At 46.6% G+C, this 19,719-nt stretch carries 16 protein-coding genes and 2 rRNA genes; 11 read left to right on the forward strand and 7 right to left on the reverse strand.

Annotated elements, in window-relative coordinates:
- Nucleotides 1-20: 20 nt before the first annotated feature.
- Entirely contained in the window at nucleotides 21-1,610 is a 1,590-nt protein-coding gene (locus F941_RS15965) for a TerC family protein (RefSeq protein WP_005013467.1), read from the reverse strand.
- Between the two features lie 324 nt (nucleotides 1,611-1,934).
- Between F941_RS15965 and F941_RS15970 the strand changes: the two genes are divergently transcribed.
- Complete coding sequence (locus F941_RS15970) at nucleotides 1,935-2,555, forward strand: LOG family protein (RefSeq protein WP_005013470.1); 621 nt, start codon at nucleotides 1,935-1,937, stop codon at nucleotides 2,553-2,555.
- A 67-nt stretch (nucleotides 2,556-2,622) separates the two neighbouring features.
- Here F941_RS15970 and F941_RS15975 read toward each other — a convergent pair whose 3' ends face one another.
- Nucleotides 2,623-3,591: a hypothetical protein gene (locus F941_RS15975; RefSeq protein WP_026253403.1), complete on the reverse strand. Its 969-nt coding sequence runs from the start codon at nucleotides 3,589-3,591 to the stop codon at nucleotides 2,623-2,625.
- 239 nt (nucleotides 3,592-3,830) lie between these two features.
- On the opposite strand from F941_RS15975, the gene mdtD reads away from it, so the two are divergent.
- From mdtD to F941_RS16025, 10 genes are all read left to right on the forward strand, one after another.
- Entirely contained in the window at nucleotides 3,831-5,222 is a 1,392-nt protein-coding gene (gene mdtD / locus F941_RS15980) for a multidrug transporter subunit MdtD (protein WP_005013480.1), read from the forward strand.
- 83 nt (nucleotides 5,223-5,305) lie between these two features.
- Entirely contained in the window at nucleotides 5,306-6,094 is a 789-nt protein-coding gene (locus tag F941_RS15985; protein WP_005013482.1) for a glycoside hydrolase family 25 protein, read from the forward strand.
- Nucleotides 6,095-6,166: 72 nt separating this feature from the next.
- Entirely contained in the window at nucleotides 6,167-7,165 is a 999-nt protein-coding gene (locus F941_RS15990) for an MBL fold metallo-hydrolase (protein ID WP_005013484.1), read from the forward strand.
- A 67-nt stretch (nucleotides 7,166-7,232) separates the two neighbouring features.
- Entirely contained in the window at nucleotides 7,233-8,288 is a 1,056-nt protein-coding gene (dinB, locus tag F941_RS15995; RefSeq protein ID WP_026253404.1) for a DNA polymerase IV, read from the forward strand.
- 370 nt (nucleotides 8,289-8,658) lie between these two features.
- Nucleotides 8,659-9,375: a two-component system response regulator CreB gene (gene creB / locus F941_RS16000; protein ID WP_005013489.1), complete on the forward strand. Its 717-nt coding sequence runs from the start codon at nucleotides 8,659-8,661 to the stop codon at nucleotides 9,373-9,375.
- Nucleotides 9,376-9,392: 17 nt separating this feature from the next.
- Nucleotides 9,393-9,692: a hypothetical protein gene (locus F941_RS16005; protein WP_005013491.1), complete on the forward strand. Its 300-nt coding sequence runs from the start codon at nucleotides 9,393-9,395 to the stop codon at nucleotides 9,690-9,692.
- A 76-nt stretch (nucleotides 9,693-9,768) separates the two neighbouring features.
- Nucleotides 9,769-11,259 (forward strand): two-component system sensor histidine kinase CreC, encoded by a 1,491-nt coding sequence (gene creC, locus F941_RS16010; protein ID WP_005013493.1) that lies wholly within the window; start codon nucleotides 9,769-9,771, stop codon nucleotides 11,257-11,259.
- Nucleotides 11,260-11,367: 108 nt separating this feature from the next.
- Entirely contained in the window at nucleotides 11,368-12,774 is a 1,407-nt protein-coding gene (gene creD / locus F941_RS16015) for a cell envelope integrity protein CreD (protein ID WP_005013499.1), read from the forward strand.
- Between the two features lie 88 nt (nucleotides 12,775-12,862).
- A complete protein-coding gene (locus F941_RS16020) occupies nucleotides 12,863-13,078 on the forward strand; it encodes a hypothetical protein (protein ID WP_005013500.1) in 216 nt (71 codons plus the stop codon).
- An 80-nt stretch (nucleotides 13,079-13,158) separates the two neighbouring features.
- Nucleotides 13,159-13,515 carry a RidA family protein gene (locus tag F941_RS16025; RefSeq protein ID WP_005013502.1) on the forward strand — a complete coding sequence of 119 codons (357 nt, stop codon included), beginning with the start codon at nucleotides 13,159-13,161 and terminating at the stop codon, nucleotides 13,513-13,515.
- Nucleotides 13,516-13,580: 65 nt separating this feature from the next.
- On the opposite strand, the gene F941_RS16030 is transcribed toward F941_RS16025, so the two are convergent.
- The 5 genes from F941_RS16030 to F941_RS16050 all read right to left on the reverse strand — a co-directional run.
- On the reverse strand, nucleotides 13,581-14,120 hold the full coding sequence (locus F941_RS16030; protein ID WP_005013504.1) for a DUF2726 domain-containing protein: 540 nt from the start codon (nucleotides 14,118-14,120) through the stop codon (nucleotides 13,581-13,583).
- Between the two features lie 332 nt (nucleotides 14,121-14,452).
- On the reverse strand, nucleotides 14,453-16,861 hold the full coding sequence (locus F941_RS16035; protein WP_005013505.1) for a YgiQ family radical SAM protein: 2,409 nt from the start codon (nucleotides 16,859-16,861) through the stop codon (nucleotides 14,453-14,455).
- Between the two features lie 183 nt (nucleotides 16,862-17,044).
- Complete coding sequence (locus tag F941_RS16040) at nucleotides 17,045-17,824, reverse strand: M48 family metallopeptidase (protein WP_167571635.1); 780 nt, start codon at nucleotides 17,822-17,824, stop codon at nucleotides 17,045-17,047.
- A 698-nt stretch (nucleotides 17,825-18,522) separates the two neighbouring features.
- A 5S ribosomal RNA gene (gene rrf / locus F941_RS16045) occupies nucleotides 18,523-18,637 on the reverse strand.
- A 184-nt stretch (nucleotides 18,638-18,821) separates the two neighbouring features.
- Nucleotides 18,822-19,719: ribosomal RNA gene (locus tag F941_RS16050) — 23S ribosomal RNA — on the reverse strand; the annotation flags it as partial.

Here is a 19,719-nt window from a genome sequence, read left to right on the forward strand (position 1 = left end):
GACGGCTCTGAATTCAGAATCTATCTTTCCTTATCATGCAGATTATGGGCAATTGCAGTGACATGCACTTTTTCAATCTTATGGCCATCCATGGTCACCACTTCAAAAATGTGCCCATCGGCTGTGAGTTTTTCACCATTTTCAGGCAAACGGCCCAAATGAAATAAGATATAGCCCGACAACGTAGAATACTGTTCTGAATCATCCACCAAATCGCGGTTCAACAGTAAAGAAACATGGCGGATATCGGTTGAGCCTTCCAGAATCAGCGAACCATCTTCCAAACTTGCAGCTGCCGTTTCCAGTTCGTCTTCATCCGGAAATTCACCCGCTATCGCTTCCAGCACGTCAATAGGCGTTGCAATGCCTTCAATGGAGCCGTATTCGTTCAGCACCAGCGCCATTTGCAGCGGCGCCTGACGCAGCTGCTCCATCACCATCAGCACTTGCGCATTTTCATGCACAATCACAGGCTCGCGCAGGTGCTTTTCAAAGTTCAGCACGCCGGTTTCAATGTATTCATTCATGACCTTATGCGTCAGCACCACACCGGCAATGTTGTCCAGCTCACCGCGGGAAACAATCAGGCGCGAATGCGTCATGCTCAGCAGCTGGTGTTTAATGGACGCTTCGTCTTCTTCCAAATCAATCCATTCCAGCTCCGGGCGCGGCGTCATCACCGACTTCACAGGGCGTTCGGATAAGCCCAGCACCCCCTGCACCATCACACTGTGATATGCCCCGTTGTCTTCATCAAAGACATCATCGGCAAAAGCGCGGGTTGCCAGCACATCTTCATGCTCATCTTTTTGCATTTCTGAACCGCTTTTACCGCCCAGCATGCGCATCACCGCAGAGGCTGTCCGGTATCGCAGATCGGTTGTCGTGACGGTTTTTTCCTGATTGTGGCGCATAGTCTGGTTCAGGAATTCAATCAGCACAGAGAAGCCGATGGCAGCGTACAGGTAGCCTTTCGGAATATGGAAGCCGAACCCTTCGACCAGCAAGGAGAAGCCGATCATCATCAGGAAACACAGGCACAGAATCACCACCGTCGGATGGCGGTTGACGAAGTTCATCAGCGGTTTAGACACCCACAGCATAATGCCGACCGCAATCACTACGGCAATCATCATGACCGGCAGATGTTTCACCATGCCGACCGCAGTAATCACACTGTCTAAGGAGAACACCGCGTCCAGCACCACAATCTGAATGATCACCATCCAGAACGTTGCATGCACGGGATTTTCTTCTTTCAGCATCGGCTTGTTTTCAAGGCGCTCACGCAATTCCATCGTGCCTTTGAACAGCAGGAATACCCCGCCGAACAGCAGAATCAAATCGCGTCCGGAGAACGGATGGCCAAAGACGTGAAACAGCGGCGCAACCAGCGTCATAACCCAGGCAATGGAAGCCAGCAGCACCAAGCGCATGCACAGCGCCAGCAATAAGCCCACAATCCGCGCGGCATTGCGCTGTTCCGGCGGCAATTTTTCCGCCAGAATCGCAATAAAGACCAGGTTGTCGATACCCAATACAATTTCTAGAATCACGAGGGTCAGCAAACCGACCCATGCTGAAGGATCTGACATCCACTCAAAGATCATGCAGTCATCTCCTGAGCAGAATGCCGTCTTGCATCAATGTTTGGCATATTCGAATTGAAAAAGGTGCGCGCTTCAGCACCAAGGTGATTAATTTTTAAGAAATTTTTTTTTGCGGAGCGACAACAACCACTGCCCATGACGATTCATTTGTGGAAAAACAAGGAATCAGTATAGCAAGCTGGGACAGAATTTCATCTTTTTTTGCAGCAGTGCACCGCCGCAGCGTGAAATTTTGCTGCGCAATGCAAAGGCTGCATCTTGCTGTCATATTTCCGCACTATGCTAGAGCGATAAAAAATAAAGTGATAAGGTGAATAAAACGAAATGAATAGCGTATTAAAAATGACAGAATCATTGAGTCTCTCTTCTCCTCAAACTACGCAGCCGCTGATTGCCCTGTATTGCGGTTCGCGCTCGGGCAACAATCCAATTTATCAAGAAAAGGCCATTGCTTTGGCCAAAGGCATTGCTGATGCAGGTTTTGGCTTGGTCTACGGCGGCGCCAGCATTGGCCTGATGGGGCAAGTGGCGGATGCCGTGGTGCAAAATGGCGGTGAGGCCGTCGGGGTCATTCCTGAATTTATGCTGGACTATGAAATTTCCCATAATGGCTTAACGGAACTGCATGTGGTTCAAACCATGCATGAGCGCAAAGCCATGATGGCGGAACGTGCCAGCGCCTTTGTAGCCTTGCCGGGCGGCTTAGGCACTTTTGAAGAAATTTTGGAAATTGCCACTTGGGGGCAGCTGAACCAGCATCAAAAACCAATGATGCTGTATAACGTGAATGGCTTTTACAATGCATTGATTGCACAGCTGGACCATGCTGTGCAGGAAGGATTCTTGCCGCCGCAGCACCGCGCCAAGCTGATTGTCTGCAACTCATCAAAGCAAATTTTCAGCGCGTTGAGAAATTTGGATTCCCCGGAACACTTTGTGGTTTAAGCACGCCTAAGCGTAAAAAGCGGACTGCACCGTCCGCTTTTTACGCTTTAAAATTTGAACTGAAGGCTTATCTGCCGGACACCGCGTGATAAAACCACGGCAAAGTTGTGGCCAGGAAAATACTGATCACTAAGCCGAACATTAATTTCATGGCATCTTTACTGACATTGCGGGAAGTTTTGTATTTATTGACCTCATGCAGATGCATGGCCATGGCAAACTCGCGCCCTGCCAGCAAGCCCAAAAACACCCACGTGGTGCTCATGGGAATATTGCTCCACTCCTTAAATACCAGCAGAATTGTGGCGTAAATGAAGTCAATAATGGTCGCTGAACGAATGTCCGCCACCCCTGTCTTAGTATCAATAATGTTTTGAATCGCGCCGCCGCGCCGGTACAGAATAATCCCCAGCAAAATGACAAAAACACTGATGGCGAAGAGCAAGAACCACAGCGGTACGGCGCGCGGCACATAGACAAAAATATTCGCCAAGTCCTGAATCAGCCATTGGCTCCATAAAAATGCCGTAGAAACCCACTGCAGGCCCACCCAAATACGGGAATGCGGTTCATGGCGGGTTTTGCTGAAATGGATGGAAATCTGCTTGATGACAAACCGGTAAACCACAATAGCGACAAGAAACGCCACCGCGTAGCCCATCATCGATTTGGTCAGCATGGAACCCAGGCTGCTGGGCGAGAAAATGGTCAGCACTAAAAAAGTGGTGCTGACTGGAATGCCGTATTTCGTCAATATAATCAGCAGAATCGGCGGGACTATATACAGCCATGTGACGCCGTCTTTCGGAAATGGAATCGTGTTCAGCCGTCCATAGGACGCATCCCCCACCCCAGACGCAAACCAGCCGTACAGCAGCACAGCGGTTAAAATTGAACTGACATACAGCCACAGCAGCCACCAGGGGCGGTGCGCATTGGATGAAATAAATGTGCCCAGCGTTTGCGGCACATCATTGCCGACAATGGAATAAGCCGCTAAACAGAAACCAATGACCATTAAAATTTCAATTGTCATCGTATTGCAAAGACCTGAATCAAAAAAGCCCCCATCCTGCAGCCAAGGCATCTCAAAAAGTGAGCCCATGATATTTCATTTGCCTTGCGCTGGGGGAATATTTCTTTTTGCCTGATCCGTTTTTGCCCTGCCAAAAAACGGATGATTTTATGAAACTGCAAGGAAAAGACTGCAGTATTGCAACAGCCGCCGCACTGAATTTCAGCTAAACTGCTTAAAACTCTAAATTTTAAAATACTATGAATGCCACGCCCTCGCATCAGGCCTTGCAGCCTGAATTCAGACTTTTGGTTCTGCTGGTATCGATTGGCTTTTTTATGCAGGGGCTGGATACCACCATTGTCAATACCGCCATTCCCTCCATGGCGGCGCATCTAAATGAAGACCCGCTCAATATGCATAGTGTGGTGGTGGCCTATGTGCTGTCTGTAGCGGCCTGCATCCCGTTAAGCGGCTGGCTGGCTGACCGCTTCGGGGTGCGCAATACGTACTTCAGCGCGATTATTATTTTTACTTTGGCGTCCTTGGGCTGCGGCCAGTCTGACAGTTTAAATGAACTGCTGGCTTACCGCGTGCTGCAAGGCATTGGCGGCGCATTGCTGCTGCCGGTTGGCCGTTTAGCCATGCTGAAAGTCATTCCGCGCGCGCAGTTTCTGTCCGCTATGAGCCTGATGAGCCTGGCAGGCTTGATCGGCCCGCTGATTGGCCCAACACTGGGCGGCTGGCTGGCCGAAGCGGCCACATGGCACTGGATTTTCCTGATCAACATTCCCATGGGGATTTTAGGCTGCCTGATCACCTTTAAGGCCATGCCGAATGTCACGGAACCAAGTGTGCAGCGCTTTGATTTATGGGGCTTCCTGCTGCTGGTCATTGCCATGGCTGGCCTGTCACTCGGGATTGAAAACTTTGCCAGCACCTCGCTGTCTTTGTATTGGAGCCTTGGCCTGATTTGCGCAGGACTGGCCGCTGCGGTGCTGTATGCCCTGCACTCGCATACTCATCAAAATGCGCTGTTCCGCAGCAAGCTGTTTAATAACCGGGTTTACGCTATCGGCATCATCGGCAACTTCTTTGCCCGCCTCGGCGGAAATGCGATGCCCTTTCTGATTCCGCTGATGCTGCAGGTGGCATTCGGCTTTGAACCGTTTGTCACAGGCCTGATGATGATTCCAACCGTGCTGGGCTCACTGGCGTCCAAACCGATTATCCGCCCGATTATTCAGCGCTTTGGCTACCGCAATGTGCTTTTGCTCAATACCCTGCTGGTTGGCGCCTGTATTGCCAGCTTTGCCCTAAGCGGCGCCGATACGCCGCTCTGGCTGCGCGCCCTGCATTTTTTCATTTTCGGCGTGCTGAATTCAGTGCAATTCGTGTCCATGAATACCCTGACGCTGAAAGACCTCCCGCAGCAGGATGCCAGCAGCGGCAACAGCTTTCTGTCCATGATCATGATGGTATCCATGAGTATCGGCGTGGCTTTGGCAGGCACGCTAGTCAATGTGTTCAGCGCTTTTTTTGAGGCTGCGCAGATAACTTCCGCCTTTCATGCAACCCTGATTTGCCTGGGCTGCATCAATTTAATTACCGCCATGATATTCTGGCGCATTCCAAAAGATACGGCGGTTTAAAGCATGCTCCGCAGAAAGCGCATAGTGTCCAAACCCGCATCGCGGTATGATGTCCATCTAATATCGGCATGAATCCGCTGCACATGAAAAAACGCAAATCCGCCGCATCCGCACTGCAAACCTACCGCCGGCCGGCGCTGGGACTGTTGGGCTTTGCAGTCACGGCATTGCTGGCCTATGCGCTGATCATGCCGCACCGCTTTGCCTCTGCAGAAGCATATCCCGTGAAAGGTTTTGATATTTCGCACCATCAAGGCGATGTGCAGTGGACAAAAATTTCGCCGCGCGCTTATCAATTTGTCTATTTAAAAGCCACGGAAGGCGGCGACTTTAAAGACACCAAATTTCAGGAGAATTGGCTGCAGGCCCGTGAACAGGGCTTTCATGTCGGCGCCTATCATTTTTACCGCCTGTGCCGGGACGGCAGCATTCAGGCGCAAAACTTCATTGAAACCGTGCCGAAAAAAGAGGATGCGCTGCCGCCGGTCATTGATTTGGAATATGACAGCCAATGCATCAACACTTACAGCAAAGAACAGCTGCTGAAAGAAATCCAGCTCATGCACGACCGGCTCATGCGCCACTATGGCAAACAGCCGATTTTCTATATTTCCAAAACGTTCTATAACATAGTACTGGCCGGCGAATTTAAAGAAACACCGCTGTGGGTGCGGGAGTACCAAGGCAAACCTGAGTTAAAAAACAATCCGGACTGGCTGTTCTGGCAGCACACCAATCTGGGGCAAATTCAAGGGATTCCCAAAACGGTCGATTTAAATGTCTTTAATGGCACACAAAAGCAATGGAATGCTTTTTTACTGAAAAACGGCTTAAAAATTAATGAGGCCGTTGCAAAACAAGCGGAAAAATAACAAGATGCGGAATCGCCTGAGCGTTGATGCCGCCAGCTAAATAATAAAAATATGCAAAGGAACTTGCAACGCATGTCTAAAACGCAAAAGCGGCTGACCGGATTAGCAGCGGTGATTATTCTGCTGAGCCTAAGCATCGCCTATCTGCTGCAGCCTTCGGGCCAGCTGCGCAATTTTCAGCAGTGGCAATCTCAGCCCCTCAGCGGCGCCGCGCATGATTCAAAATTAACCGTCAAATTTTTTGGCGTCTCAACCCTACTGTTTGATGATGGACAGGAACAAATCCTGATTGACGGATTTTTCAGCCGGCCGTCATTAAGCCAGGTTTTACTGCAGCCGATTCAAAGCAATTCAGAGCTGATTGAACAGATGATTCGGGAGCAGCATCTGCAGCGCGCCAAAGCCTTGCTGGTCACCCATTCCCATTATGATCATGCGCTGGATGTTGCTGCGCTGGGCCAGCGCTTGCCAAAGCTTCAAATTATCGGTTCCGGCAGCACTTTAAATATCGCACGCGGCGGGCATGTGCCTGAACAGCAGCTGGTTCCAGTCCAGCCTTGGAAAGCTCTGCAGATTGGCCATTTCAGCATTACTGCCATTCCTTCTCTGCATACTCCGCCCACAGCGGTAAATAACGACTTAGGCCAAGAAATTGCGCGCCCGTTGCCGCTGCCTGCGCGCTTTTCTGAGTTTAAAGAAGGCCACAGTTTTGATTACCTGATCGAGCATCATGGCTGCCGCATACTGGTTAAAGCCAGTACCGGCGCCATCGCCAACCAGTTCAAAAACATCCGCGCCGATGTTTTATTTTTAGGCATTGCGCAGCTGTCCAGACAAACGCCCGGCTATCAGCAGCGCTATGTGATGCAAACATTGGGCACATTAAAACCGGAAATTGTGGTGCCGATTCATTGGGATGATTTTTTCCAGCCCCTGCATCAGCCGCTGCAGTTTTTGCCCCGCGCAGCAGACAATACTGCGCGCAGCATGCAGATTCTGATTGATGCGGCCGCAAAGCAGAAAACACAGGTCGTTTTACTGAGTCAACCTGTGTCGTACAGTCTGCCTTAAGCGCTACCTGCTGCCGGCCAGCTATGCGATACTCAGTCATCGGTCTATTTCCAGCGATGCGGCTTGCGTGAGAAAAATCATTCATATCGATATGGATGCCTTTTTTGCATCTGTAGAACTTCTTGAACGCCCTGAGCTGCGCCATTTACCCGTGGTGGTGTCTTCACACCATCCGCGGGCGGTCATTTGCGCAGCCTCCTATCCCGCGCGCGAGTTTGGCTTGCGTTCCGCCATGCCGATGAGCCAAGCCCGCAAACTGTGTCCGCAGGTCATTGTTATCGAACCTGATTTTGAAAAATACCGCACGGTTTCGGCGCAGATTCACCAAATTTTCCAGCGCTATACCGCACTCATTGAGCCGCTGTCGCTGGATGAAGCCTATTTGGATGTGACGGATAATCTGCAAAATATTTCCAGCGCCACCGAAGTGGCCATGCGCATCCGCGCAGAGATTTTTCAGGCCACCGGCTTAACGGCATCAGCAGGCGTCGCGCCCAATAAATTTCTTGCTAAAGTCGCTTCCGACTGGAACAAGCCCAATGGCATATGCATTATTAAGCCCTCAAAAGTTAAGGCTTTTATTCATGATCTGCCATTAAAAAAAATTCCAGGGGTCGGCAAAGTCACGCAGGAAAAACTCAAAAGCATGCAGCTGGAAACCTTGGGCGATTTACAGGAAATTGAAGAAGCGCTGCTGGTGCAGCATTTCGGCAAATACGGCAAACAGCTGTTTTTATATGCGCAAGGCATTGATGAACGCCTTGTGCAGGCCGAACGTGAACGGCAGCAGATCTCCAAAGAAACCACCTTTGATGATGACCTGACTTTAGCGCAGTGCCTGCCTTACTGGCCCCTATTGATTGATCAAGTCTGGCGCAGCCTAGAGCGCAAGCAGCTGAATGCGCGCGGCGTATCCGCCAAGCTGAAACTGAAAAACTTCCAAGTGCTGCAGCACAGCAAGAGTTTTAAAACACCGCTCAGTTCACAGGCAGATTTAGAACGCGTGCTGATTCAGCTGCTGGAAGAAATGCATCTGCCTGAAAATTTTCAATTTCGGCTGATTGGCATTGGCGTTTATCAGCTGGCAGCCCTGCAGGAAGAAGCACAGCTGTCACTGCTTTAAAACGCCATTGCTGTGCAAGTTTTGCACAGAAGAATAAAAATAAAGCAAATTGCGCTTCACTTTCAGCAAATTTGGGGTAATCTAATGGCGCGATGCATTTATCCATGTATGCGCCGAGATGCTGAAAATCACCTTTACTTTCAGCATAATGTCCTGTAATTGGCGTGACGATCCAATCCGAATATTGCAGGGCGCTCATACATCCCCATCGCACTATCTCCGCTCAAAACCTGTTCTGTTCCTTTCCAAATAAATTCATACATCCAGTACAAAGTTCACCTAAACTTCATTTAAATCATTCGCCTAAAGATTGCAATTTCAGTACACTCAAACTCAGCCGGATGTTTTTTCAAAAGAAGTTTGAACCGCAATGAAGAATAAAAAGCAGATTTTATGCGTAGAAGATGATGCCGCCATTCTGATGCCTTTGCGTTACGCGCTTGAACGTGAAGGCTGGCAAGTGACTTGGGCCAATACCGGACGGCAGGCCATTGATTCTATTCAACAGCAAAGCTTTGATTTTATTATTCTCGATGTCGGCCTGCCTGATTTGAACGGCTTTGAAGTCTGTAAAAAAATCCGCCTTTTGCATCATACTCCGCTGCTTTTTTTAACCGCACGGGATGATGAAATCGACCGAATCGTCGGCTTGGAAATAGGCGCAGATGATTACTGCACCAAACCCTTTAGTTCGCGTGAAATTGTGTCAAGAATCAAAGCCATTTGGCGCAGAATGGACATCCAAAGCCAATTGCAAAGCAGCGCTCAACTGATTGTTCAGCCTGAAAAATCAGATTCTAAAACTTGGCAATGCCATGATGCATCCCTGCAAATTCAATATTTGAATACTGCGCTTCAACTGACGCGCTATGAATACCGGCTGCTCAAATTACTGATTGACCGTCCTGAGCAAGTGTTTAGCCGGCAGCAGCTGATGGACCATGTCTGGGAACATCCTGAACACAGCCTAGAACGGACCGTCGACACCCATATCAAAAGTATCCGCAATAAACTCAAGCAGATATCGCCGGATCAAGACCCGATTGAAACCCATCGCGGTTTTGGCTACAGCTTGAAAAGAAGCTGATTTTAAATGGATAAAAAATGAATATCGACTTGATCAAGATTGGGCTGATTATTTTAATTCCAGCTCTATTCATCATGATTATTTGTTTGTTATTCATTATCCCTGACGCATATAGCGAAGAATGGCATTTTGAAGATGAAGAAACTCTACCTCCAACACCTAAAGAAAAATTGATTGAATACTGCTTTAAATGGAGTCTCTATGCTTGCTGCTTCAGTGCCTATATATTTGCTTTCGCTTTTTATTTTAAGACGTTCTATTTACTTTCAATATTTTTAGCCTTAGCCCCGATATGGGTGTTTTGGGATAGAAAATAACGCGATGCATTTAACCATGATCTATAGTTTAAACCGTTCTATATTTGAATTGTTTCAAGGCTAGGAATAATACTCGATGTCCATTTTTATCCGCATTTGGTTCTTCTTCGGGCTGATTATCCTGCTGGGTTTGTGGTTTATGTCCTATACCTTCAACCAGCAAGTGAAACCGAATGTGAGGCAGGTCGTTGAAGACACGCTTGCGGAAAATGCCAATATCATTGCGATGCTCGTCGCTGAAGACGTTTATGAAAATAAAGTCACTACACCGCAATTTGATGAAAAAATTCAAAAAGCGCTCAACCGAAAACTGAATGCAAAAATTTGGCAATTTAATAAAAAAGAAATCAATCAGCAGATTTATATTACCAATGGCCAAGGCATGGTGATCTATGATTCACAAGGGATGGCAACGGGGCAAGACTATTCACAATGGAATGATGTATATCTGACATTGAGAGGAAAATACGGCGTTCGCTCCACCCGCAATTACGATGCAAAGGGCAATGATCTTGGCAGCAACAACAGCACCATGTTTATTGCAGCCCCGATTTATTATCCAATTAACCAAAAGCCAAAACTCATTGGTGTCGTCAGTATCGGCAAACCGAATATTTCGGTGCAGCCGTATATCCAACGCGCTGAAAATCAGCTGATCCGCCAAGCCGCTTGGATTGCCTTACTCAGCCTATTCCTAGCCAGTCTGGTGGCCTATTGGCTCAAACACAGCATTGACCGGGTGCGAAAATATGCCCAAGCGCTGGCGCCCGTCAATCAAACACCGCATTTCCGTTCAGCCAAAGAACTCAATCTTGTGGCGCAAGCGGTTGAAAATATGCGTGAAAAACTGGAAGACCGCGCTTATGTCGAACACTATGTCAACACGCTGACCCATGAGTTAAAAAGCCCGCTCACCGCAATTCAAGCCAGTGCGGAACTGCTTAAAGAAGACTTGCCGCTGAAGGACCAGCAGCAATTTGCTGCACATATTCATGAGCAGAGTCATCGCCTGCGCAGCTTGATCGATCGGATGCTTTTACTGACCCGTTTAGAAAAATCCAAACATCAAATTGAAATTCAAAGTTTTAATTTATCTGAATTGATTCAGCAGATTTTAGACCAGCACGCCAGCCAGATTCAGGCCAAAAAAATCCAATGCTTATTGGATCTTGAACCGAATTGCATGATTCGCGCAGACCGCTTTTGGATGCAGCAAACCATTGCCAATCTTTTAGATAATGCTTTAGATTTTTCAGCCGATACGGCGAAAATTTTGATTCAGCTGCATCGTTCACATCATCTGCAAAACAAGCAGCACATTGAGTTGAATCTTTTTAATGAGGGGGAATGGATTCCTGACTATGCCCTTTCCCAAGTCTTTGATACCTACTTTTCTTTGCCCCGCCCGGTGAGCCAGCAGCGCAGTTCAGGCATTGGTCTAAGCATTGTCAAACAAGTGATTGAGCAGCATCATGGACTCATCCAAATTCAAAATATCCGCGAGAATGCAATTTCAATTCTTCAACCGCATCGACAAGGTGTGTTGGTGAAAATCCAATTGCCGTAATTGCTGCTTCACCCAAACTTCACATAAAACACAAGCCCAGCTCAAACAAAGCACATTTCAATTTCGCACACTGACCACTGACAAAAACAACCGCTCAGGAAATCAGTGATGCGATCCAGCTTCCTCACACTTAAAATCATCGCCATCGTGATTTTAGTGGCTATATTTTGGATAGGTTTATTCTTTATCAGCAGCCTTGTTTCTGAACGGCAAGGCTACCAAAAGGCATTTCTTCAAGAAATTACCCAAAACAATATCAGCCCGCAAACCATTATCTCACCCTATATACGCGTGCCTTACCAAGAACAAACCACCTGCTTAGATGAACAAAAAGTTGCCTACTCATGTACCCAAGAAAACTGGATGTACCTCAGTGCGGACAGTACCCAATGGCAGGCCAACTTTGACGTCAATAAAGATATTGCACGCACCATTTACAAAGCCATCAGCTACCAAGCCAATTTAACCGCCAAAGGCATCTTTCAAAAACCCGCATTGGAAAATAAAAATTACCAATGGGACAAAGCTGAAATCCTTTTCCCTGTACATGATCCGCGCGGGCTGGACGCGCCAGCGGCACTCCGTATGCTGAATAAAAACTACGTCTTTGAAATGAACTCTCAAGGGAGTGAGAACGCAGGCTTTGATTTTATGCGCATTTCTGCTCAAAAATATCCTGAACTGATTCCAGCGATACAAAATGGCTTTAATTTTAATCTGACTGCCAGTATCAGAGGGTTAGGAAAATTCACCCTGATTCCAACCAGCCGCAGCGTGAGCTATCATGCCAAAGGTAATTGGGCAGACACCAAATATTCAGGGCAAAATCTGCCTGTAAATAATGACAGTAGCCCGAAACAATTCACGGCTGAATGGAAAAATATTGCACTGGGTCATCAAAACATCAGCAAATTGATTCAATGTGAAAATAACGAATGTATTCGCCAATTCAGCAATGGCTACATTGCAAAAAATACAGCATATGAAACTGAAAATAATCAGAAAATTGGTTTAAGCACTGAATTCTTAGATTCGGTGAATGTCTATACCCAAACAGACCGCGCAATTAAATACGGGATCGTCATTATCATCATAACCTTTGGCTGCTTCTTCCTGTTTGAAGTGCTGAAAAGCCTGCGTATTCACCCAATTCAATACTCTTTGGTGGCCATGGCGCAGGGCATTTTCTTTGTCCTGCTGCTTTCAATCAGTGAATACTATGCCTTTGCATGGGCATATGCGGTGGCTTGCATCGCCTGCGTGGGCCTGATGACATGGTACTTATTCTTCGTCATGAAAGGTGTTAAGCCTGCGATTTTATTTGGGATTATTCTCAGCACACTCTACGCCATCATGTATATGCTATTGCAGTCTTCAGGCAAAACTTTCCTGATCGGCTCTGTGATCTCCTTCATTGTGCTTGCTGTGGTGATGTTTATTACCCGGCATATCGACTGGTATCAAATCAGCAACAGGCCGGAGCGCGAACTGAAATCCTACACCCCGCCTCAATAATTCACCTCAGCGCTGTGGATGGGGCAATACCATCCACTTTTTAACGGTTTTTTAAGCCAAAATTTTTATTCAATCAATAGGTTCTAAAATGAATATTGCCACCATTCAAAAACAGCCAAATATCGAAAGTATCCAGCAGCTTTGCCCGCTCCAATGCTCCATGGCCTTATGCTTAAACCAATTGCGGACTGCAAAAATACAATTTTTAAACCTCGGCAATTTAATTGTCTGCCCTGCGCAAAACTGCCTGATTATTTTTAAATACAAAACCTTGGTTCGCATTGCCGCACTCACCAACACATAACACAAAGTCTGGAAAAGCAGATTTGCAGAATGGCAATGTTCACGTAAACTTTAAAAGATAAACAAGATTTGAGAATGATCATGACTGTACAACGCCTGCATGTTGCAAAACGCTTTTCTGAAGTTGCCATTTCAGGAAATTTAGTTCATTTGGCAGGTCAACTGGCCAGTGATTTCAGCTTAGACATCAAAGGCCAAACCCAACAGACGCTTGATATCATTGATCAATTTTTAGCAGATGCAGGCACAGACAAAAGCCATATCATGTCTGTGACCATCTATTTAAAAGATATTGAAAAAAATTATGCAGCGTTTAATGAAGTTTGGGATGCATGGGTTTCAGACATTGAAGCATTGCCGCGCACGTGTGTAGAAGCCAAGCTTTATGATCCCAATGTCTTGGTTGAGCTGACCGTGGTTGCGGTTAAAGCGGCATAAATCCCGAACAAGCCTGCATTGATAATAAAAAAGCATGCGTTTTAGGGCATGCTTTTTTATTGGCTTCAGCTCAGCGCTTTCAGCTTCTTGCGTTCCAAATCCGAATACAGATGATATTTTTTCAGGCCGCTCACCGGCGCTATTGGCTTAAATCGCGCATGCCCATTCAAAAAATCATCCCTCAGCTGAGCATACTCCGGCACATCATCATAGCGGATCACACGGTAGCCAGCCATTTGCAGCAAAGCATCCTGATATTGTGAACGCTGTATGCGCTTTAATATCATAGGATCATCCAAAGCAATAATCGCCTTTATCTGCTGGCTTTCATCCAGCACAACAAAATCTGCAACCATATTCCGGTACTTATTGCGCGTCCGGTAGTACTTGGTTGTCAGCAGTGCATCAAAAGAAACATGCGCCAAAATAGTATGATTTGGCAGAATTTCCTTGAGACGCGTATAGGTCAGCTGCTCATTAATATTGAAAATAGCGCGCTGTTTCAATGCACTATCTTGCTGCTTGGCATTATTTTCTAGACTTTTCCAAGCCATTATGAGCATGCAGCCGAGCAATATGCTCGCGATCACAATATAAATTGCCATCTCTCATAATCCTTTACATTTTTTATAATCGTTTTAAGCTACAGCGTGTTCATTCAACTCAGTCTGCAACGGGTCTTATTGTTAAAATTGCGATTTAAAAATTTCTCACCAAGCTTAATTATCCACTAAAACGGATCAACAGCTGTGTCACTTATTTGTAACTGCACATGCTTATTTATATGAGAAATATAGCCCATCACCGGCTAATCTTCTTACTGTATGCTATTTCAGGAAAATCTGGCAAGACTGTTTTAGATGATTGTCTAACAATTCCGATAAACTGATTTTTACCAAAGACTAAGGGCGCCGCAGCGCCCTTAGTCTTTAATCAGTTAAGCCTTGGATTTGGCTTTTGCTTTGCTCTTTGTTCCGCCAAACGGCTTTTTATCGCCTGTTTCACGCGGCGGCAAGCCCGTATGCTGTGTCAAAATCTGACCGCGTTCAGGGCGCTTTTTCGTATTCGATGGACGGCTTTGACCTTGTGCCGCTTTTCCACGATTTCCTTGTTCACCGGTACGTTTCTGTGAATCCCCTGCTACGCTCGAGTTTTTCTTACGTGCAGATTTATATTCACCTTCAATACTTGCAGGCTGATAGGTTGGAATCAAATGCTGTTTCGAGTTGCCAATCAAGTCCTGACGGCCCATTTCTCTCAGGGCATCGCGCAGCAGCGGCCAGTTGTTTGGATCATGGTAACGCAAGAATGCTTTATGCAGGCGGCGGCGCTTCTCACCTTTAACAATATCCACATCTTCGGTATAACGCGCGACTTTCGCCAGCGGGTTTTTCCCTGTGTAGTACATGGTCGTTGCAGTTGCCATTGGCGACGGATAGAAGGTCTGCACCTGATCGGCACGGAAACCGTTCTTCTTCAGCCAAATGGCCAAATTCATCATGTCATAATCTGTGGTGCCCGGGTGCGCTGCGATAAAGTACGGAATTAAATACTGTTCCTTGCCGGCTTCCTTACTGAACCGCTCAAACATCTGCTTGAAGCGGTCATAAGTCCCAATCCCCGGTTTCATCATCTTCGACAATGGGCCTTTTTCAGTATGTTCAGGGGCAATTTTTAAATAGCCGCCGACATGGTGCTGCACCAGTTCTTTGACATATTCAGGGTTCAATACTGCAAGGTCATAACGCAAACCTGAACCAATCAAAATCTTTTTAATGCCCTTAATCGCACGCGCCTTACGGTACAGCTGGGTTAATGGCGCATGATCGGTATGCAAGTTCTGACATACTCCAGGGAAGACACATGACGGCTTACGGCAGTTCTTTTCAATTTCAGGATCTTTACATGCCAGACGGTACATATTGGCGGTTGGGCCGCCCAAGTCTGAAATAATGCCGGTAAAGCCCGGCGCGGTATCACGGATTTTTTCCACTTCGCGCAGAATCGATTCTTCAGAACGGTTCTGAATAATACGGCCTTCATGTTCCGTAATCGAACAGAAGGTACAGCCGCCAAAACAGCCGCGCATGATATTCACAGAGAATTTAATCATGTCAAAGGCAGGGAAACGCGCTTCACCATAGGCAGGATGCGGCAGACGCGCATAAGGCAGGTCAAACACATAGTCCATTTCTTCGGTGGTCAGCGGAATCGGCGGCGCATTCAGCCACACATCGCGCTCGCCATGCTTTTGCACCATGGCGCGCGCATTGCCTGGATTGGTTTCCAGATGCAAGATCCGGTTGGCATGCGCATATAAAACCGGATCATCTGCCACCGCTTCAAATGCAGGCAAGCGAATCACCGCCAATTCACGCGGCGGCAACTTATGTTTAATCGCTTTCGATGCAGGCTGCAGCTGCACAATCTGGGTATTTTCATCCAAATTATCGCCTTCGCGAACAATTTGATTCGTAACGATTTCTTTTTGGAAATTTTGGTATTGCGTTAAAGAATTGCCCTTGCCCTGCTCAATTTCACAACCGTCCAGATCCTCAGTCATCACATAAGGATTGATGATTGGATCGACACGGCCAATCGCATCGACATCATTGGAAGCAATTTCCACGAACTTCGCTTTAGAGGCGCGGTTATGTTTATTGACAATAAATGCGGTACCGCGAACATCCGTAATGTCCGTGATCTTTTCACCGCGAGCCAGACGATGCATGACTTCAGTGATCGAACGTTCACCATTGCCGTACATCAGCAAATCGGCTTTGGAATCCATCAGCACAGAACGGCGTACTTTGTCTGACCAATAGTCATAATGGGCAATTCGGCGCAATGAAGCTTCAATCCCGCCTAACAATACAGGCACATCCGGATAGGCTTCACGCACACGCTGACAATACACCGTTGCGGCACGGTCTGGACGTTTATTGGGCTGATTATCAGGAGAATAGGCATCATCTGAACGGATTTTACGGTCAGCCGTATAACGGTTGATCATCGAATCCATGTTGCCTGCAGTGACACCCCAGGCAATATTCGGCTTGCCTAAAACTTTAAATGCTTCAGCCGAAGTCCAGTCAGGCTGTGCAATGATCCCGACACGGAAACCCTGTGCTTCCAAGGTACGCCCGATGATGCCTGAACAGAAAGACGGGTGGTCAATATACGCATCGCCGCAGACCAAAATAAAATCACAGCTGTCCCAACCGAGTTGATCCATTTCCTCGCGCGACATCGGCAAAAATGGCGCAGGATCAAAACACGACGCCCAATATTTGTCGTAATCAAACAGCGCTTTCGGCGCGGTCTGCATGGTATAAGCAGTAGACATGGCTAGCAATTCTCGGCTGGCAGATGAAAGACCTGAAGATCAGATCAAAGATGAAAGCCGATCATTTTAACATGAATTCCATTCATCTTGCTTGACTATAATTTATACAAAACACCTCGATTGATAATCAAAAAAAAGCATCCTTGCGGATGCTGAAAACCTAGACCGATTACAATCCAAAACTTACTGCGCCATATTCCGCGCTGCATATTGGCTTGAATGGGCTTTGGTGGCTAGAACCTGTTCATATCTTGCCCGCATCTCCGGCAAATATTTTTCAATGTTTGCGATGCGTTTTGCATATAGCGCATCATTCATCAGCGGCTTTATATCAAAAGCTTTGCGGCGGTTGCTTTCATTCTGAAATTTTGCCCAAAAGTCTACAGCTGCTTTGGGGTTATAGCCGGCACGGGACATAATATCCAAACCAATCACATCTGCTTCAACTTCTAAATTCCAGCCTTTCGGAATCAAAGCCGCTTGGCTGGTGACACTGGCGGCTGCCGAAGCAATTGCGCCTGCACCTGCTGTAGCAGTTAATATGGCAAGATTGCTGGCCAGCAGCATCGATGCTTTTTCCCGATTATGATCCCGCAGCGAATGCGCCATTTCATGCGCTACAACAAAAGCCAGCTCATCTTGATTCAGCTTCAGACCCCAATATAGGCCGGTATTTACAATAATTTTTCCGCCAGGCAAGCTATGTGCATTTAATTCACCATTTAAATTGCCTTTAATATCCCACTTCCACTGCTCTGATCCTCTGCGGAATGCATCTGCTTCAGTACGAAGCTGTTCCATAACTTGATTCAGCTTTGCATCAATGACCAAAACCTGCTGATCTTTTGCCCTATTCACAAACCGTGTATAGGATCGCTCTGATTGGGCGGTCCATGCTTTTTCAGGAATGACCATAAATTGTTTACGGTCTGCGCCAGCGGTACCCATATTGGTTGTACTCATACATCCAGAAAATAATAAACAGCCTGATGTCATTATTGAAAATATAATATTCTTCATAAATCACCTTGGCCATTAAAATAATCGCTTCATAATTATTAAAGATAAATTAATAATAAAAATCAAAGCCATTTATCGGAAGGTATAAAACAAAGAAAATTAAAAAAAATATCATTATTTATCAAAACATTATAGATTTTCAAAAAAGCTGGCATTAATCGATAAATTGATTAAATTAAGTCAATTTTTTCAATTATTTTCAAAGAATCACATATCAATTCATATTATTCACATTTCTATGAAATTCTATAAATAAAATAGAGATAAACAAATACAAAGTCTCATTTTTAATATTTAGTGTCGATTTCGAGATTCAATAATTCGACTTTAGCCGCATTAAAAGAACTTACTGAAACTAAGTAAAATACGGCTTATTCAAGTGGCGAAATCACTTCCTAAGCGATAATCAATACCGTAAAAATTGTCAATGCGGCGGCGAAATTCAGCAATCTGATCATCAATATTAGGCTCCGCACCGCACTGAAGCATGCACGCAGGCAGCTAAATTCTATTGAAACAGCAGATTAACCTTATGCTGGCTTTCTGACTCTGCCCGTCCTTCCGCTTTATCCTTCCTATTTTTATTTAATGCATAAAAAAACACCCCTAACTGCTTGAGTTAGGGGTGTTTTCGAATAATGAGCTGGCGATGACTTACTCTCACATGGGTAACCCCACACTACCATCAGCGCTAAGAGGTTTCACTTCTGAGTTCGGGAAGGGATCAGGTGGTTCACTCTTGCTATTGTCGCCAGCACAACTGTTATGACTTTGCATTTGGTCTTATCTTTTCAGTGCCGTTGCTTGGTCAAATGAGTTATTAACAGAAGTACTTGAGTTCATTTAATTTGTTCATTGTATCTAGCTTTTTAACTAAATCAAGTTTGATTGATTATATGTGAATCAATTGAAGCATGATATACAGCTGCTTGGGCGTTGTATAGTCAAGCCTCACGAGCAATTAGTACTGGTCAGCTTCATGCGTCACCGCACTTCCACATCCAGCCTATCAACGTCGTAGTCTTCAACGGCTCTTTAGAGGACATAAAGTCCTAGGGAAATCTTATCTTGAGGTAGGCTTCCCGCTTAGATGCTTTCAGCGGTTATCCCTTCCGAACATAGCTACCCGGCGATGCGACTGGCGTCACAACCGGTACACCAGAGGTTCGTCCACTCTGGTCCTCTCGTACTAGGAGCAGATCCTCTCAAATTTCCAGCGCCCACGGTAGATAGGGACCGAACTGTCTCACGACGTTCTAAACCCAGCTCGCGTACCTCTTTAAATGGCGAACAGCCATACCCTTGGGACCTGCTTCAGCCCCAGGATGAGATGAGCCGACATCGAGGTGCCAAACACCGCCGTCGATATGAACTCTTGGGCGGTATCAGCCTGTTATCCCCAGAGTACCTTTTATCCGTTGAGCGATGGCCCTTCCATACAGAACCACCGGATCACTAAGACCTACTTTCGTACCTGCTCGACTTGTGGGTCTCGCAGTTAAGCGCGCTTTTGCCTTTATACTCTACGCGTGATTTCCGACCACGCTGAGCGCACCTTCGTACTCCTCCGTTACTCTTTAGGAGGAGACCGCCCCAGTCAAACTACCCACCAGACATGGTCCTCGCTCCAGATTATGGAGCAGAGTTAGAACCTCAATATTACCAGGGTGGTATTTCAAGATTGGCTCCACCGCAACTAGCGTCGCGGTTTCAAAGCCTCCCACCTATCCTACACAAGTAAGATCAAAGTTCAATGTCAAGCTGCAGTAAAGGTTCACGGGGTCTTTCCGTCTAGCCGCGGGTACACCGCATCTTCACGGCGATTTCGATTTCACTGA

Source organism: Acinetobacter bouvetii DSM 14964 = CIP 107468, from assembly GCF_000368865.1.
Taxonomy (GTDB): Bacteria; Pseudomonadota; Gammaproteobacteria; order Pseudomonadales; family Moraxellaceae; genus Acinetobacter; species Acinetobacter bouvetii.

Excerpts from the sequence above, each read along its gene's own strand:
- F941_RS15965 (WP_005013467.1), bottom strand. The coding sequence starts at position 1,610 with ATGATCTTTGAGTGGATGTCAGATCCTTCAGCATGGGTCGGTTTGCTG.
- F941_RS15970 (WP_005013470.1), top strand. The coding sequence starts at position 1,935 with ATGAATAGCGTATTAAAAATGACAGAATCATTGAGTCTCTCTTCTCCT.
- F941_RS15975 (WP_026253403.1), bottom strand. The coding sequence starts at position 3,591 with ATGACAATTGAAATTTTAATGGTCATTGGTTTCTGTTTAGCGGCTTAT.
- mdtD (WP_005013480.1), top strand. The coding sequence starts at position 3,831 with ATGAATGCCACGCCCTCGCATCAGGCCTTGCAGCCTGAATTCAGACTT.
- F941_RS15985 (WP_005013482.1), top strand. The coding sequence starts at position 5,306 with ATGAAAAAACGCAAATCCGCCGCATCCGCACTGCAAACCTACCGCCGG.
- F941_RS15990 (WP_005013484.1), top strand. The coding sequence starts at position 6,167 with ATGTCTAAAACGCAAAAGCGGCTGACCGGATTAGCAGCGGTGATTATT.
- creB (WP_005013489.1), top strand. The coding sequence starts at position 8,659 with ATGAAGAATAAAAAGCAGATTTTATGCGTAGAAGATGATGCCGCCATT.
- F941_RS16005 (WP_005013491.1), top strand. The coding sequence starts at position 9,393 with ATGAATATCGACTTGATCAAGATTGGGCTGATTATTTTAATTCCAGCT.
- creC (WP_005013493.1), top strand. The coding sequence starts at position 9,769 with ATGTCCATTTTTATCCGCATTTGGTTCTTCTTCGGGCTGATTATCCTG.
- creD (WP_005013499.1), top strand. The coding sequence starts at position 11,368 with ATGCGATCCAGCTTCCTCACACTTAAAATCATCGCCATCGTGATTTTA.
- F941_RS16020 (WP_005013500.1), top strand. The coding sequence starts at position 12,863 with ATGAATATTGCCACCATTCAAAAACAGCCAAATATCGAAAGTATCCAG.
- F941_RS16025 (WP_005013502.1), top strand. The coding sequence starts at position 13,159 with ATGACTGTACAACGCCTGCATGTTGCAAAACGCTTTTCTGAAGTTGCC.
- F941_RS16030 (WP_005013504.1), bottom strand. The coding sequence starts at position 14,120 with ATGGCAATTTATATTGTGATCGCGAGCATATTGCTCGGCTGCATGCTC.
- F941_RS16035 (WP_005013505.1), bottom strand. The coding sequence starts at position 16,861 with ATGTCTACTGCTTATACCATGCAGACCGCGCCGAAAGCGCTGTTTGAT.
- F941_RS16040 (WP_167571635.1), bottom strand. The coding sequence starts at position 17,824 with ATGAGTACAACCAATATGGGTACCGCTGGCGCAGACCGTAAACAATTT.